Source organism: Kitasatospora sp. NPDC058444, from assembly GCF_042721415.1.
GTDB lineage: Bacteria > Actinomycetota > Actinomycetes > Streptomycetales > Streptomycetaceae > Kitasatospora.
Window position 1 is genome coordinate 19,777 of the sequence record NZ_JBHXLL010000053.1, and the last position, 12,708, is coordinate 32,484.

The window sequence follows — 12,708 nt, forward strand, 5'->3', positions numbered from 1 at the left end:
ATCGAACGTGGATTGGTTGCATAAACCGGCACAAAAACCGTCGAAAACATGTCCGGCCGCCGTCGGACCAGCAGACCGACGGCGCGGGCAGAACGAGAGGTACTGGCGCCATGCAGCACAGCACAGTCCAGGGTCACCTGGTGATGAACCTCGTGGTCTCGCACGAGCTCTCCTTCCGCCTCCCGGTGGACCTGGCGTACGAGGCCGACGATCCGTACGCCGTCCGGCTCACCTTCCATCTGCCCGGCGACGCCCCGGTCACCTGGTACTTCGCGCGGGAGCTGCTGCTCGACGGGATCAGCGGACCGGCGGGCGAGGGCGACGTGCACATCCGCCCGGTCGGCGAGGAGCTCTCGGAGGTCCGCATCGTGCTGCGCTCCCCCGACGGCGACGCCCTGCTGTGCGCCTCCTCCGCGCCCCTGATCGCCTTCCTGGCGCGCACCGACCGGCTGGTGCCGATGGGGCAGGAGTTCACCGGGCGGGACATCGACGCCCAGCTCGCGGACCTGCTCAGGGGGCGCGAGAACGCGGGTTGAGCGCTCCGGCGCCGGCCGGCCGCGCGAGCGGAACGGCGAAGGGGCCCGTACCCGGTGCAACACCCGGGTGCGGGCCCCTCTCGGCTGTCCGTGCGATGCCGGTCAGTCGTCGTCCAGGGCCAGGTGCAGGCCCCACGCCACCAGGCTGATGATCAGTGAACCGACCAGCGCGGAACCGAAGTTCGTCACGTGGAAGTCCAGGCTCAGCTTCCCGGAGGCCCAGGAGGTGAGCAGCAGCATCAGGGCGTTGATCACGAAGGTGATCAGGCCCAGCGTGAGGATGAACAGGGGGAACGAGAACAGCTTGACCACCGGCTTGATCAGCCAGTTCACCACGCCGAACACGACGGCCACGCCGAGCACCGTCAGCGTCTTGTGCTGCCAGTCCGCGTTGCCCTGGGCGAGTTGGATGCCGCTGACGATCCAGGCGGCGACCCAGATGGCCGCCGCGTTGATCAGTGTCTTGATGACGAAACCCTTCATGCCGCCCAAGCCTGGCAGGTACCCCGGTCCCGGCGGAACCACCGGACGGCGGGGTGGTGTTGAATGCCCCTGGTCCGGCAGGTGGACGGCCGGGCCCGAGGACGAGGGAGGACGGCGGCGGTGAAGCTCTTCCGGCTGGACGAACTGGACGCCGAACGGGCGGCCAACGACGGTGCGTACCTGCGGTTCCTGCGCGAACCGCGGATGTCCGCCGGGCTGTACGCGCTCGCCCCCGGCGACACCGACACCCAGACCGCGCACGACCAGGACGAGATCTACCAGGTGATCAGCGGCCGGGCCGAGCTGACCGTCGGCGCCGAGACCGCGACGGTCGGACGCGGCACCGTGGTGTACGTGCCGGCCGGCACCCCGCACCGGTTCCACCACATCACCGAGGAACTGCGGGTCCTGGTGGTGTTCTCCCCGCCGGAGGACTGAGCGCCCCGGCGCCGACGGTCAGCCCGGCGCCCGGCGCCCGGCGCCCGGCGCCCGGCGCCCGGGGCCGGCGGCAGGCGCGCCCGGCGGCAGGCGCGCCCCGGCGGCTAGGGTCGGCGGCATGAGCACCAAGACGCTGACCGAAGAACTCTGGGCGGCCATCGAGCCGGTGTACGCCGAGATCCTCGCCCACCCCTTCCTGGCCGGGCTCACCGACGGCACCCTGCCGCGCGAGGCCTTCCGCCACTTCGTCGTCCAGGACTCGCACTACCTGCGCGACTACGCCCGCGCGCTCGCCGTCTGCGCCGCCAAGGCGCCCGGCGAGCAGGACGTCCGGGCCTTCGCCGACGACGCGGTCGGCGCGCTCGCCGCCGAGCAGGGCATGCACGCCGAGTTCCTGACCGCCTTCGGCGGCAGCGCCGAGGAGGCCGCCGCCGAACCGGTGCTGCCCACCACCCGCGCCTACACCAGCTACCTGCTGGCCACCGTCTACGGCGGCTCCTTCGCCGAGGCGGTCGGCGCGGTGCTGCCCTGCTACTGGATCTACGCCCGGGTCGGCGAGGCGCTGCTCGCCCAGGGCTCGCCCGACCCGCTGTACGCCAAGTGGATCGCCACCTACGGCGACGAGGCCTTCCAGTCGGTGGTCCGCCGGGTGCTGGCGCTCACCGACCGGCTGGGCGAGGAGCTGTCCGCGGCCGAGCGCCGCAAGGTGGTCGAGCACTTCGTGACCACCTCGCGCTACGAGTGGATGTTCTGGGACGCGGCCTGGCGCGGGGAGCGCTGGCCGGTCTGAGCCGCGCCGGCCGGCCTGTGCCGCGCCGGCCGGCCGGTCCGAGCCGCGCTGTGCGGCCGCCCGTCGTCCGGTTCCCTCCGGACGGCGGGCGGACCGGCCGTCCCGGGTCAGCCGGTGACGAAGTAGCCGGTCAGGTCGGCGACGACGTTCACCGGGCCACCGTGGTTGAAGACCGAGTACGTCCCCCCGCCGGTGACCCCGGTGGTCACCGAGTTGGCGATGGTCTGCCCGGGCCCGACGTTCACGGTGGAGGTGTTCGGCGGCAGGCCCCCGCCCGGGAACACCGTGAGGTGGCCGGATTCGGTGACGTCGGTGATCGTGACGTTGGCCTCGACGCCCAGCACGTTCGGGACCGAGCCGTCCGTGGGCACCGCCTGGACGGCCGTGGTCGCCCCCCGCTGGAGCTTGCCGCCGGCGACCCGGGTGTCGAGGTTGCGGACGGGCGTCCTGAGCGCGCTGAACAGGCCCCTTCCGGACGGCCCGTAGAAGCCGACGACGTCCACGATCACGTGCACCCAGCCGGCGCGGTTGTAGACGTCGATGCTCCCGTCCGCGCCGACCGGCACCACGACCTGGTTCGCGACCGTCGAGCCCACCGGGAAGTTGACGTTCGAGCCGGTCGCGGGCCGCTGCGTCCCGCTCGGGTAGGCGGTCAGGAAGCTGTCCCAGGAGCCGTCCGTGGTGGTGACGTTGAGGACCACGGCCTTCGCGTCCGCGGTCCCCAGCTCGGGGCGGGCGACCCGGTAGGTGCGCACCGCGTCGCCGCCGAGCCGGCCGGTGCCGTCGCTGCGGCTGTCGGCGATCCGGGTCGGGGTCAGCGGGCCGTACTTGTCGGTCGCGGCGGTCCGGTAGTAGCCGACCACGTCGAGCACGACGTGTGCGGTGCCCGCGTTGTTGTAGACGTTGACCCAGGGGGCGTCCAGGCCGACCGGACCGACCGCGACCGTGACCAGGTTGGAGATGGTCTGGCCCGCCGTGAAGTTGATGCTGGAGGTGGTGGGCCTGGTGCCCGCCTGGGCGGTGGAGGCGAGCGTGACGTAGCCGTCGGCGGTCGGGTCGGTCACCGTGAGGTTGACCATCACGGCCGTGACGTCGGTCGGCACGACGGAGCCGCAGGACATCGGCGGGTGGTCGGCGCAGTGCTGCGCGAGCGGGGTGCTGTAGGACTCGCCCTCCTTGAGCGGTCCGAAGTGGTTGTGCCGCGGGGTCTGGTCGAAGGAACGGGTGTCCAGGACCCGGGTCGGGGACATCCCGACGAACCCGGCCGGTGCGGTGACGTCGGCGGCGGCGGTCGCGGCCGGCACGGTTGCCGGCACGGCGGCCGGGACCGCGCTCGCCGGGACCGCGGCGAGGGCCGCCACGGTCAGGTGGAACGCTGCGAGGGCGGCTGTGGACATGGCTGTTCTGGCCCGCATGATCAGGTTCTCCCCTGGTCGATGGCGCCGGGACGGGCGTTCTCACGGCACTGGTTGGACGCTTGGGAACGCCCGGGGTTGTGCGCCGCCGCCGGAATTCTCGGGGGTCACCCGGGGGGTCGGGGTCGGGGTGATCTCGGGGTTCTCTCCGGGCCGTTGGGCCTCGTTCCGGCACTCGCGCCACCGTACGATCGAAGTACCGAAAGCAAGCGGGATGCGGCACCGGACGGCGGCCGACCCGAGGGGAGAAGAGGAACCGACATGGCTGAGCTCTGGAAGTCGCTGCCCTCCTGGGTGCGCAACATCGTCATCCCGGTGCTGGTCCTGGTGCTGGCCTGGAACATCGTCGCCTTCGTGTTCGGCGTCGTCGGCGCACTGCTCTCGATCGTGATCAAGCTCCTGGTGGTGGTCGGCATCGCCGCCGCCGTGGTGGTCCTGGTGAAGAAGGCCGCCAAGAGCTGACCCGCACCCCGCAACGCCGCCCTGAGGCCCGGCCTCCCCACACCAGGGGAAGCCGGGCCTCGGCCGTTCTCCGGCGCCGGGCCGACGCGACGGCCGCCGGGCCGACGAGACGGTGGGACGGCCGACGGGGCGGAGCGGCCGGCCGGGAGGGGTGGGGTGCTCTGGACCTGCGGCGATCCGCTCGCTACCGTGTTGGGCGTCGTGTGCAGGCAACACCGCCTGCGACGCGGGAGCTCGGAGCACCGGGCTGAGAGGACGCTGACCGGGACGTCGACGGACGGACCGACGGCTGCGTCGACCGCAGGAACCTGACCGGGTAATGCCGGCGTAGGGAGTAGAGGTCAGATGACCACGTTCGAAGCACAGCCGCAGTCTGCCCAGGGCGCCCCCAGCAGCGAGCGCACCGGCTACCCGACTCCGGCCTGGCGCAAGGCCCACCGCGAGGGATCGCGTCCCGACCTGCGCGTTCCGTACCGCGAGGTGCGGCTCACCAACGGCAGGACCGTCCCGCTGTACGACACCTCCGGTCCGTACACCGACCCGTCCTTCGAGCCCGACGTGCGGCGCGGCCTGCCCGCGCTGCGGGACGCCTGGATCCGCCAGCGCGGCGACGTCGAGGAGTACGACGGCCGCGAGCCGCGCCCCGAGGACGACGGGATCAAGCACACCTCGCCGCGCGGCGGGAACCTGCGCAACCTGGACGCCGTCTTCCCCGGCCGTCCGCGTCGCCCGCTGCGCGGTCGCGACGGTGTCGCCGTCACCCAACTCGCTTACGCCAAGCGGGGCGTGGTGACGCCGGAGATGGAGTTCGTGGCGCTGCGCGAGGGCCTCGCGCCCGAGTACGTGTGCGCCGAGGTGGCCCGTGGCCGGGCCGTCATCCCGGTCAACGTGAACCACCCGGAGGTGGAGCCGGCCGTCATCGGCACCAACTTCCTGGTGAAGATCAACGCCAACATCGGCAACTCCGCCGTCACCTCCTCGATCGAGGAGGAGGTGGAGAAGATGACCTGGGCGACCCGCTGGGGCGCCGACACCGTCATGGACCTCTCCACCGGGCGCAACATCCACACCACCCGCGAGTGGATCCTGCGCAACTCCCCCGTGCCGATCGGCACTGTTCCGCTCTACCAGGCGCTGGAGAAGGTGGACGGCAAGGCCGAGGAGCTGAGCTGGGAGGTCTACCGGGACACCATCATCGAGCAGTGCGAGCAGGGCGTCGACTACATGACCGTCCACGCCGGCGTGCTGCTGCGCTACGTCCCGCTCACCGCGCGCCGCAAGACCGGCATCGTCTCGCGCGGTGGCTCGATCATGGCGGCCTGGTGCCTGGCCCACCACCGGGAGAACTTCCTCTACACCAACTTCGAGGAGCTCTGCGACATCCTGGCCGCCTACGACGTCACCTTCTCGCTCGGCGACGGCCTGCGCCCGGGCTCGATCGCGGACGCCAACGACGAGGCGCAGTTCGCCGAGCTGAAGACCCTCGGCGAGCTCGGCCGGATCGCCCGCGAGCGCGACGTCCAGGTGATGATCGAGGGCCCGGGCCACGTCCCGATGCACAAGATCAAGGAGAACATGGATCTCCAGAAGGAGATCTGCGACGAGGCGCCGTTCTACACCCTCGGCCCGCTGACCACGGACGTCGCCCCCGGCTACGACCACATCACCTCGGGCATCGGCGCCGCGATGATCGCCTGGTGGGGCACCGCGATGCTCTGCTACGTCACCCCCAAGGAGCACCTGGGCCTGCCCAACCGGGACGACGTCAAGACCGGCGTGATCACCTACAAGATCGCCGCCCACGCCGCCGACCTGGCCAAGGGCCACCCCGGCGCCCAGGCCTGGGACGATGCCCTCTCCGACGCCCGCTTCGAGTTCCGCTGGGAGGACCAGTTCAACCTGGCCCTCGACCCGGAGACCGCCCGCGACTTCCACGACGAGACCCTCCCCGCGGAGCCCGCCAAGACCGCGCACTTCTGCTCGATGTGCGGCCCGAAGTTCTGCTCGATGAAGATCTCCCAGAAGATCCGCGACGAGCACGGCGACGGTTCCACCGCCGTGAACACCGAGTTCGACGCCGAGGCCCTGGCCGGCATGGCCGAGAAGTCGGCCGAGTTCGCCGCCCAGGGCAACCGGGTCTACCTGCCGCTCGCCGACTGACCCGCGTCGAGCGCCGTCCCGAGAGTGTCTGTCGACCCCGGGGCGGCGCTCGGCCGTCGTGTCATCGAGCCGCCGTCGGGGCGGGCGCCGGTTCGGTCGGGGCCGATGAGGCGGCCTCCAGCGTGCGGCGGATCACCGCCGAACCGTGCTCGACGGCCTCGGCGATCGGTGCGGCCAGAGCGTCGGGCAGGACATCGGTGTGCCACACGAACCTCGTCCGGCCGCCGGGCTCCGGAAGGGCCTGCATGGACGCGTGGTGGTGGGACGGGTGGAGGGTGCCGCCGACGACCGTGTAGGCGACCCGCATCGCCTCGTGGTCGAGGTCGACGAGCCGTTCGAACACGATCGTGCCATCGGCGAAGGTGACGGCGCGCGTGTCCGAGATCAGCAGCGTGTCGGTGACGAACCCGGGCGCCAGCCGCTCGTGCACCGCGCCGTAGTCGCTGAGCACCGACCACACCGCCTCGGGGCGGGCGTGGATGACGAGTTCCTTGTGGATCGAGGCCATGGGTGATCGACTCCTCGTCAGGCCGAAGCGATGCAGAACGGGTGGCCCTCGGGGTCGGCGAGAACGGTCCACTCGCCTTCGCCGGGCTGGAACTCCGGCCTGGTCGCCCCCGCCGAGAGCAGTTCCTTCAGCGCGACCTCGGGATCGGCGACCGTGAAGTCGAGATGGGCGTGCTTCGCGGCGTCGGGCCAGCCGGGCCCCCGGTAGCCGGCGACCCGCTGGAAGGCCAACCGGACTGGCCCGCTGCCGAGTTGGACGAAGTCGTCGTCGGCCTGTCCGACGTCCCAGCCGGTGACCTTACGGTAGAACTCGGCGAGGGCCCGGGGATCGGCGCAGTCGATGGTGATCGCGGTGAGCTCCGCGTGGACGGCCATGGATGGCTCCCTTCGTGTCATCAGGTGGGCCCCAGCATCCGGGGCAACGGCGCCGGAGGTCTTGAAGATCCTTGCGGGCCGTTCTGTCGGACCCGGCGGGTACCGTGCGCGGCATGCTGTCCGCATCGACCCTCGCCGCCCGGCCGGAGTTCACGGTGACCGTGGTGGGGTGCCGCTCCGACCACGCCCGGTGGTCGCAGCCGGAGACCCGCGACGACCACCGCCTGGTGCTGGTGCGACGCGGCAGGTTCCGGCGATCGGCCGACGGCACCGACGCCGATCTGGACCCGACCATGGCCTACTTGGGCGCGCCCGGCGAGCAGGAGCGCTTCGCGCACCCGGCCGGCGGCGACGTCTGCACGTCGGTCAGCTTCGAGCCCTCCCTCCTCGGACGTCCGCCCGCCGCCACGACGGTGTACGTCGACGCGCGCGTCGATCTCGCCCACCGCCGTCTGGTGGCCGCCGTCGGCACCGGCGACATCGACTACGCGCTGACGGAGGAACTGCTCCGGCTCGTCGCAGCCGCGGCCGGTGAGCCGACTGCCCGCGCCCGGCCGACCGCCGGCGTCCGGCCGGCCGACCGGGCGCTGGCCGCGGCGGCGCGCGAGGCGATCATCGAAGAGGCCCCGGAGGCCGGACGGCTCTGCGCACTGGCCGCGCTGCTGGAGGTGTCGCCCTACCGACTGAGCCGGGTGTTCTCCCGGCAGACGGGCGTCTCGCTGACCCGCTACCGCAACCGTGTGCGCGTCACCCGGGCCATGGACCGGATCGCCGAGGGCGAACCCGGCCTCGCCGACCTGGCGGCACAGCTCGGCTTCGCCGACCAGGCGCACCTGACCCGCACCATCCGCGAGCACGTCGGACACACCCCCACAGCGCTGCGCCAGCTGCTCGCCCCGGTTCGTGCCCGTCACGAGCCGATGGGCCGATGACCTCGGGGAACGGCGCCCGCGGCTCACCGGTCGTCGGGCGTGGGGAGAAGTCGTCGAAAAAACTTCGCGGGGAGCGATGAGTTTCCGGGACGGGTGGGGTCTACCTCTTTGCAAGCGACGGGCGTGACCGCGGAGGAGAGACCGAGATGACCGAGAACCTGGGCGAGTTGACCATCACCCGTGAGCTGCCGGGCGCCCCGGCCGACGCGTTCGCGGCGTACTTCGAGCCGGAGCGGTTCGTCCGGTTCTGGGGGCCGGTCGGCACCCACGTGCCGCTGGAGACCGTGACCATCGAGGCCAAGGTGGGCGGGCGTTACGACAGCACCATGGTGCTGGACGCGACCGGTGAGCGGTACCCGGTGAAGGCGGAGATCACCGGGATCCGGGACGGCGAGTTCTTCGCGATGGTGGAGGAGGGCTCGGGCATGCGGTCCACCCTCACCTTCACCGGGCTCGACGGGGGCGGTACCCGGGTGGTGCTGCACCAGACCGGGGTGCCGGAGATGTACCGGGGCCCGGAGGCCGAGGCGGGGCTCAACTCCAGCTTCGACCGGCTGGTCGAGCACCTCGCCGGCCGGGACTGACCGGCGGAGCGCCCGGACCGGCCCCCGCCCCGGGCCACCCCCGTGGGGCCGGGGCGGGGGCCGGTCAGTTGGCGGCGTCCTGGGGGTACCAGCGGAGTTCGACGGTGTTGCCGTCGGGGTCGCTGACGTAGACGGAGGTGGCGGTGCCGCGGGCGCCGTAGCGGGGGACGGGGCCCTCCAGGACGGTGAAGGTGCCCGCGTCGATGACCTCCTGCCAGTCGAGGGGTTCGACGGTGAGGCAGAAGTGGTCGACGTTGGACTCGTGGCGGGGGCCGTGGGCCAGGTCGATGATGGTGTCGGGGCTGACCCGGATGGAGGGGAAGGACACCTTGCCGGCGCGCCATTCGTCGACGCGGACCGGCTCCAGGCCGAGGAGGCCGGCGTAGAAGGCCAGCGAGCGCTCGACGTCGGCGACGTTGAGGACGAGGTGGTCGAAGGCTACGACGCGCATGGGTGATCGGCTCCGCTCGGGTGGGGCTGTCGGGGACGGGTTCAACGATCCTCCCGGCCGGGCGCGCGATCAACGCGGGATCGGCATACGATCGTTGAGCAGGATTCAACGATCGGGGGGTGGGGCCGGGATGCTGGAGCGGCTGGAGATCGAGGTCTTCCTCGCGCTGGCGGAGGAGCTGCACTTCGGCCGGACCGCGGAGCGGCTGCGCCTGACCACCGGGCGGGTCAGTCAGGTGGTGGGGAAGCTGGAGCGCCGGGTCGGCGGCCGGCTGTTCGACCGCACCAGCCGGTCGGTCCGACTCACCGCGGTGGGGCGGCGGTTGGCGGACGACCTGGTTCCGGTGGTGGCGGCGATGGAGGCGGCGCTGCGTCGGGCGGAGGACGCGAACCGGGGTGTCACGGGGGAGCTCCGGGTGGCGTTCCTCGGGGAGTGGACGGCGCCGGTGCTGCTCAAGGCGGCCGCGCTGTTCGGCGAGCGGTACCCGGACTGCCGGGTGGACGTGCGGGAGGTGCAGCTCTCCAACTCGCGGGCGAGCCTGGTGGACGGCTCGATCGACGTCCTGATCGCCTCCTACCCGTTCGACGGCATGTCCCGCGGGCCGGTGCTGCTGACCGAGCGGCGGGTCCTCGCGGTGGCGGCCGGGCACTCGCTGGCCGGTGAGCGCTCGGTGTCGCTGGAGGTGCTCGCCGACCATCCGGTGGTGCAGTACCCGGCCGTCACCTCGGTGGGCTTCAAGCGCGACCGCACCCCCGACCGGACGCCGTCCGGCCGTCCGGTGCCCAAGGGGCCGTCGGGCAGCACCTTCTCCGAGATGCTCAGCCTGGTCGCGATGGGCCGCGGGGTCCTCCCGGTCGGCGAGCACTCCCGCCACTACTACCCGCGCCCGGACGTCGCGTACGTGCCGATCCGTGACGCGCCCCCGATCGAGCGCGGCCCGGTCTGGCTGGAGAGCAACACCACGGCCCGGGTCCGGGCCTTCGTGCAGGCGGCGACGGACGTCGTCGGGGAGCGGTCGGAGGCGTCGGCACCCCTGTGCGTGGTGGCGCCGGAGTGAGGGACGCCGTGCCCGGCGCAGGGCTCAACCCGCCCTGCGCCGACGGTAGTAGTGCACGGTGAGCACGGCGAGCAGCGGTCCCCAGGCGGCCAGCGGCAGGTAGCTGATCCAGAACACGGCGGTCTGCCAGCCGTGGGTGATGATCCCGGCCTTGTCGCCCCGGATGGTCAGGCCGAGCGAGAACATCACCATCGAGTACGGGAAGACCATCAGCACCGTCGCGCCCAGCCCGGCCGGGACGACGGCGGCGAGCACGGGGACGGGGCGGCCGCGGAGGACGGGGATCCAGCGCGGCCACGCCTCGCCCCAGCGGGCGACCAGGCCGAAGCAGAGCAGGGCGAGCGCCTCGCTGACCACGCTGAGCGCCAGGATGTACGCCCAGCCGCCGTCGAAGGACGCCGGGTCCTGCTCGGGGGGCGTCGGGCCGTGTTCGAGCAGCGGCAGCCCGAGGATGAAGCCGCCGATCCGCCAGAGGCAGGAGGGCAGCACGGCCAGGGTGATCGCGTAGGCCGTCCGTACGGCCCAGCGGGGCACGCCCGGTGCGGGTGTGCCGTGCAGCCGTGCCGCGATCGTCCGTGCGCCCATGGTTCCGCCTCCCGGCCCGGGCGGACGCCGTCCGTCCGCCACCGGCTCCGACCCTTCCGGAGAACGCGGGCGGGGGCGTCCTCAGCCGGGCTGAACCGGGCGGAACCCGCTCCCCCGTGCAGGGGAGCGGGCTGCCACCGCGCGGACGGCGTCGACGGCGGTCGATCTGGTACCTGGGGATGACAGGTGATCAGGATCCCCGGTGTGACGACCGGTTGGGCGCCGGCGCGGGAAGGTGGGGGCCGGCCTGGTGTCGACCGGGCAGTCGGGGCGGGCCGCCGGGGCTCCGGCGGAGGGTCAGGGCAGCAGCAGCCCCCAGGACAGGGCCCAGGGCAGGAACACCGCCCCGGCCAGCAGCAGTGCGCCGAGCCGGGCCCGGTCGGCCGCCGAGGCGGCGGCCAGGGCGGCCCGCCCCCGCAGGGCGACGGCGGCGGCGACGGCGGCCGACCCGAGCGCGAACAGGGCGAGCAGTTGGACGGCCAGCCAGACCACCGGGCGGCCGAACAGGACCGGGCCGGGGAACATCGCGGCGGTGACCATCAGGAAGAGCAGGTATCCGAGGGCGCCGAGGAGGGCGGCCGTTCCGGCGAGGGCGGCCCGGCGGGCGGCCCGGGGCAGGGCGGTGGGGCGCGGCCGGCGGCGCAGGCGGCGGCCGGCGCCGGTCAGCGCGTAGCCCGCGAAGCCAATCAGGCAGAGCAGGGTGGCGACGGCCTCGAACCAGGTGGACTCGTACCAGGGGAGCGGTTGGAGCGCGCGGCTGCGGGTGTCCTGGTGCGGGGCCGGGTCGGCGGTGGCGGTGGGCAGGCCGGTGGCGAGCCGCTGGATCCAGCCGGACTCGGTGTCGGCGTAGTCCGCCGGGAGCCGGTCGGGCCGGTCGTAGCCGTCGTCCCCGGTGAGGTGCAGGTTGTGCCGGACGCCGGGGACGGTGCGCAGCGTGTAGTGGGTGTTGCCGCCCCGGTCGAGGGCCTGGCGGATGATCGTCGCGCTCTCCTCGGGGGCGGCCTCGCGGTCGAGGGTGCCCCACTCGGCCAGGACCGGCTGCCGGACCCGCTCCCACACCGGCACCGGGTCGTAGCCGGCCTCGGGGAAGAGCCCGGCGGCGGTGAGCTGCCGGACGGAGGTGTCCGAGAGCGTGTCGAGCAGCGAGCCGGAGACGCCGGCGTGGCGCAGGTAGCCCCGGTACGCCCAGGCCTGTTGGCGGGCCGGGGTGAGGCCGACGGCGCCGACGGTGACCAGGTACGTCGCCTCGGCGGAGCGGGTGGCGGCGAGCGAGGCCACCCAGGCGCCCTCGGACAGGCCCCACAGTCCGACCCGGTCCGGCGCGACCTCCGGTCGGGTGCGCAGCAGCCGGACGGCGGCCAGGGCGTCGTCGGCCAGCTGCCCGTAGTCCCGGTGGGTCATCGAGTAGCCGTCGGTGCGCTTGTCGAAGATCAGCGTGGTGACGCCGTGCCGGGCGTACGCCTCGGCGGCGGCGCGCAGTTCGGCCAGCGGGCCCGGTCCGGCGCCGGGGATCATGACCAGCCCGGGGCCGCGGGTGCCGGCGGTCGCGGCGGGGGCGGCGAGCACCAGGCCGTGCAGGACGGTGCCGTCGGCGCCGGTGAACTCGACCGGGCTGGGGGACGGATCGCCCGCCGCCGACGTGGTGCTCGCAGGTGTGGCTGTGGCGTTCAGCGGCGCGGCGCCCGCCGGTCCCCCGGTGGCGAGCAGCCCCAGCAGGGCTGCCAGCAGGGCCGTCAGCAGGGCTGACGTCCGGGCGGCGGCCGTCAGCGGTGCCGGTCCGGTGCGTGGTGGTCGGATGGGTCCGGTGTTCATCGCTGCGCTCCCCCGGTCGTTCTCCACTGGTGGCTTCCACCCTGGCGGGCAGCGGAGTTCGGGGCGATGGTGGCCGCACCCGGACCGGGGGTGGGGATGGCCCCCGGAAGCCCCCGGAAGC

Annotated in this window: 15 protein-coding genes and 1 riboswitch; of the genes, 8 read left to right on the forward strand and 7 right to left on the reverse strand. The window is 73.1% G+C overall.

All coding sequences use genetic code 11. The features are described from left to right. Window positions 1–110: 110 nt before the first annotated feature. Window positions 111–536 (forward strand): SsgA family sporulation/cell division regulator, encoded by a 426-nt coding sequence (locus ACFWP2_RS34890; protein ID WP_380459156.1) that lies wholly within the window; start codon window positions 111–113, stop codon window positions 534–536. A 102-nt stretch (window positions 537–638) separates the two neighbouring features. On the opposite strand, the gene ACFWP2_RS34895 is transcribed toward ACFWP2_RS34890, so the two are convergent. Further along, window positions 639–1,019 (reverse strand): phage holin family protein, encoded by a 381-nt coding sequence (locus ACFWP2_RS34895; RefSeq protein ID WP_380459159.1) that lies wholly within the window; start codon window positions 1,017–1,019, stop codon window positions 639–641. A 120-nt stretch (window positions 1,020–1,139) separates the two neighbouring features. On the opposite strand from ACFWP2_RS34895, the gene ACFWP2_RS34900 reads away from it, so the two are divergent. Further along, window positions 1,140–1,457: a cupin domain-containing protein gene (locus ACFWP2_RS34900; protein ID WP_224279738.1), complete on the forward strand. Its 318-nt coding sequence runs from the start codon at window positions 1,140–1,142 to the stop codon at window positions 1,455–1,457. A gap of 118 nt (window positions 1,458–1,575) precedes the next feature. After that, window positions 1,576–2,247 (forward strand): thiaminase II, encoded by a 672-nt coding sequence (tenA, locus tag ACFWP2_RS34905; protein WP_360351006.1) that lies wholly within the window; start codon window positions 1,576–1,578, stop codon window positions 2,245–2,247. Window positions 2,248–2,354: 107 nt separating this feature from the next. Here tenA and ACFWP2_RS34910 read toward each other — a convergent pair whose 3' ends face one another. Further along, window positions 2,355–3,644, reverse strand: coding sequence for a hypothetical protein (locus tag ACFWP2_RS34910; protein WP_380459164.1), 1,290 nt, complete (start codon window positions 3,642–3,644; stop codon window positions 2,355–2,357). A 279-nt stretch (window positions 3,645–3,923) separates the two neighbouring features. Here ACFWP2_RS34910 and ACFWP2_RS34915 point away from each other — a divergent pair, with 279 nt between their 5' ends. After that, window positions 3,924–4,124, forward strand: coding sequence for a DUF5326 family protein (locus ACFWP2_RS34915; protein ID WP_049653234.1), 201 nt, complete (start codon window positions 3,924–3,926; stop codon window positions 4,122–4,124). 216 nt (window positions 4,125–4,340) lie between these two features. Next, a riboswitch (TPP riboswitch) is annotated at window positions 4,341–4,475 on the forward strand. Beyond that, window positions 4,470–6,284, forward strand: a complete 1,815-nt coding sequence (gene thiC, locus ACFWP2_RS34920; RefSeq protein WP_380459167.1) for a phosphomethylpyrimidine synthase ThiC — start codon at window positions 4,470–4,472, stop codon at window positions 6,282–6,284. (Overlaps the previous riboswitch by 6 nt.) 61 nt (window positions 6,285–6,345) lie before the next feature. Here thiC and ACFWP2_RS34925 read toward each other — a convergent pair whose 3' ends face one another. Together ACFWP2_RS34925 and ACFWP2_RS34930 are read right to left on the reverse strand one after the other, a co-directional pair. Continuing rightward, window positions 6,346–6,792, reverse strand: a complete 447-nt coding sequence (locus tag ACFWP2_RS34925; protein WP_380459170.1) for an SRPBCC family protein — start codon at window positions 6,790–6,792, stop codon at window positions 6,346–6,348. Between the two features lie 17 nt (window positions 6,793–6,809). Further along, complete coding sequence (locus ACFWP2_RS34930; protein ID WP_380459173.1) at window positions 6,810–7,166, reverse strand: VOC family protein; 357 nt, start codon at window positions 7,164–7,166, stop codon at window positions 6,810–6,812. Between the two features lie 113 nt (window positions 7,167–7,279). Here ACFWP2_RS34930 and ACFWP2_RS34935 point away from each other — a divergent pair, with 113 nt between their 5' ends. Next, the gene (locus ACFWP2_RS34935; protein ID WP_380459176.1) at window positions 7,280–8,098 is read left to right on the forward strand and encodes a helix-turn-helix transcriptional regulator; all 819 of its coding nucleotides are present in this window, start codon (window positions 7,280–7,282) and stop codon (window positions 8,096–8,098) included. Window positions 8,099–8,244: 146 nt separating this feature from the next. After that, on the forward strand, window positions 8,245–8,682 hold the full coding sequence (locus ACFWP2_RS34940) for an SRPBCC domain-containing protein (protein ID WP_380459178.1): 438 nt from the start codon (window positions 8,245–8,247) through the stop codon (window positions 8,680–8,682). A 64-nt stretch (window positions 8,683–8,746) separates the two neighbouring features. Here the strand turns inward: ACFWP2_RS34940 and ACFWP2_RS34945 are convergent, their stop codons facing one another. Beyond that, window positions 8,747–9,133, reverse strand: a complete 387-nt coding sequence (locus tag ACFWP2_RS34945; RefSeq protein WP_380459181.1) for a VOC family protein — start codon at window positions 9,131–9,133, stop codon at window positions 8,747–8,749. A 130-nt stretch (window positions 9,134–9,263) separates the two neighbouring features. Here ACFWP2_RS34945 and ACFWP2_RS34950 point away from each other — a divergent pair, with 130 nt between their 5' ends. Beyond that, window positions 9,264–10,190, forward strand: a complete 927-nt coding sequence (locus ACFWP2_RS34950; RefSeq protein WP_380459184.1) for a LysR family transcriptional regulator — start codon at window positions 9,264–9,266, stop codon at window positions 10,188–10,190. Window positions 10,191–10,214: 24 nt separating this feature from the next. On the opposite strand, the gene ACFWP2_RS34955 is transcribed toward ACFWP2_RS34950, so the two are convergent. Both ACFWP2_RS34955 and ACFWP2_RS34960 read right to left on the reverse strand, forming a co-directional pair. Then, complete coding sequence (locus ACFWP2_RS34955; RefSeq protein ID WP_380459186.1) at window positions 10,215–10,775, reverse strand: hypothetical protein; 561 nt, start codon at window positions 10,773–10,775, stop codon at window positions 10,215–10,217. Between the two features lie 297 nt (window positions 10,776–11,072). Then, the gene (locus ACFWP2_RS34960; protein WP_380459189.1) at window positions 11,073–12,587 is read right to left on the reverse strand and encodes an alpha/beta hydrolase family protein; all 1,515 of its coding nucleotides are present in this window, start codon (window positions 12,585–12,587) and stop codon (window positions 11,073–11,075) included. Window positions 12,588–12,708 lie beyond the last annotated feature (121 nt).

What these genes read in the sequence shown, in the direction of transcription:
- ACFWP2_RS34910 (WP_380459164.1), bottom strand. Translation starts at nt 3,644, where the DNA reads ATGTCCACAGCCGCCCTCGCAGCGTTCCACCTGACCGTGGCGGCCCTC.
- ACFWP2_RS34940 (WP_380459178.1), top strand. Translation starts at nt 8,245, where the DNA reads ATGACCGAGAACCTGGGCGAGTTGACCATCACCCGTGAGCTGCCGGGC.
- ACFWP2_RS34930 (WP_380459173.1), bottom strand. Translation starts at nt 7,166, where the DNA reads ATGGCCGTCCACGCGGAGCTCACCGCGATCACCATCGACTGCGCCGAT.
- ACFWP2_RS34915 (WP_049653234.1), top strand. Translation starts at nt 3,924, where the DNA reads ATGGCTGAGCTCTGGAAGTCGCTGCCCTCCTGGGTGCGCAACATCGTC.
- ACFWP2_RS34945 (WP_380459181.1), bottom strand. Translation starts at nt 9,133, where the DNA reads ATGCGCGTCGTAGCCTTCGACCACCTCGTCCTCAACGTCGCCGACGTC.
- ACFWP2_RS34960 (WP_380459189.1), bottom strand. Translation starts at nt 12,587, where the DNA reads ATGAACACCGGACCCATCCGACCACCACGCACCGGACCGGCACCGCTG.
- ACFWP2_RS34890 (WP_380459156.1), top strand. Translation starts at nt 111, where the DNA reads ATGCAGCACAGCACAGTCCAGGGTCACCTGGTGATGAACCTCGTGGTC.
- tenA (WP_360351006.1), top strand. Translation starts at nt 1,576, where the DNA reads ATGAGCACCAAGACGCTGACCGAAGAACTCTGGGCGGCCATCGAGCCG.
- thiC (WP_380459167.1), top strand. Translation starts at nt 4,470, where the DNA reads ATGACCACGTTCGAAGCACAGCCGCAGTCTGCCCAGGGCGCCCCCAGC.
- ACFWP2_RS34925 (WP_380459170.1), bottom strand. Translation starts at nt 6,792, where the DNA reads ATGGCCTCGATCCACAAGGAACTCGTCATCCACGCCCGCCCCGAGGCG.
- ACFWP2_RS34950 (WP_380459184.1), top strand. Translation starts at nt 9,264, where the DNA reads ATGCTGGAGCGGCTGGAGATCGAGGTCTTCCTCGCGCTGGCGGAGGAG.
- ACFWP2_RS34895 (WP_380459159.1), bottom strand. Translation starts at nt 1,019, where the DNA reads ATGAAGGGTTTCGTCATCAAGACACTGATCAACGCGGCGGCCATCTGG.
- ACFWP2_RS34955 (WP_380459186.1), bottom strand. Translation starts at nt 10,775, where the DNA reads ATGGGCGCACGGACGATCGCGGCACGGCTGCACGGCACACCCGCACCG.
- ACFWP2_RS34935 (WP_380459176.1), top strand. Translation starts at nt 7,280, where the DNA reads ATGCTGTCCGCATCGACCCTCGCCGCCCGGCCGGAGTTCACGGTGACC.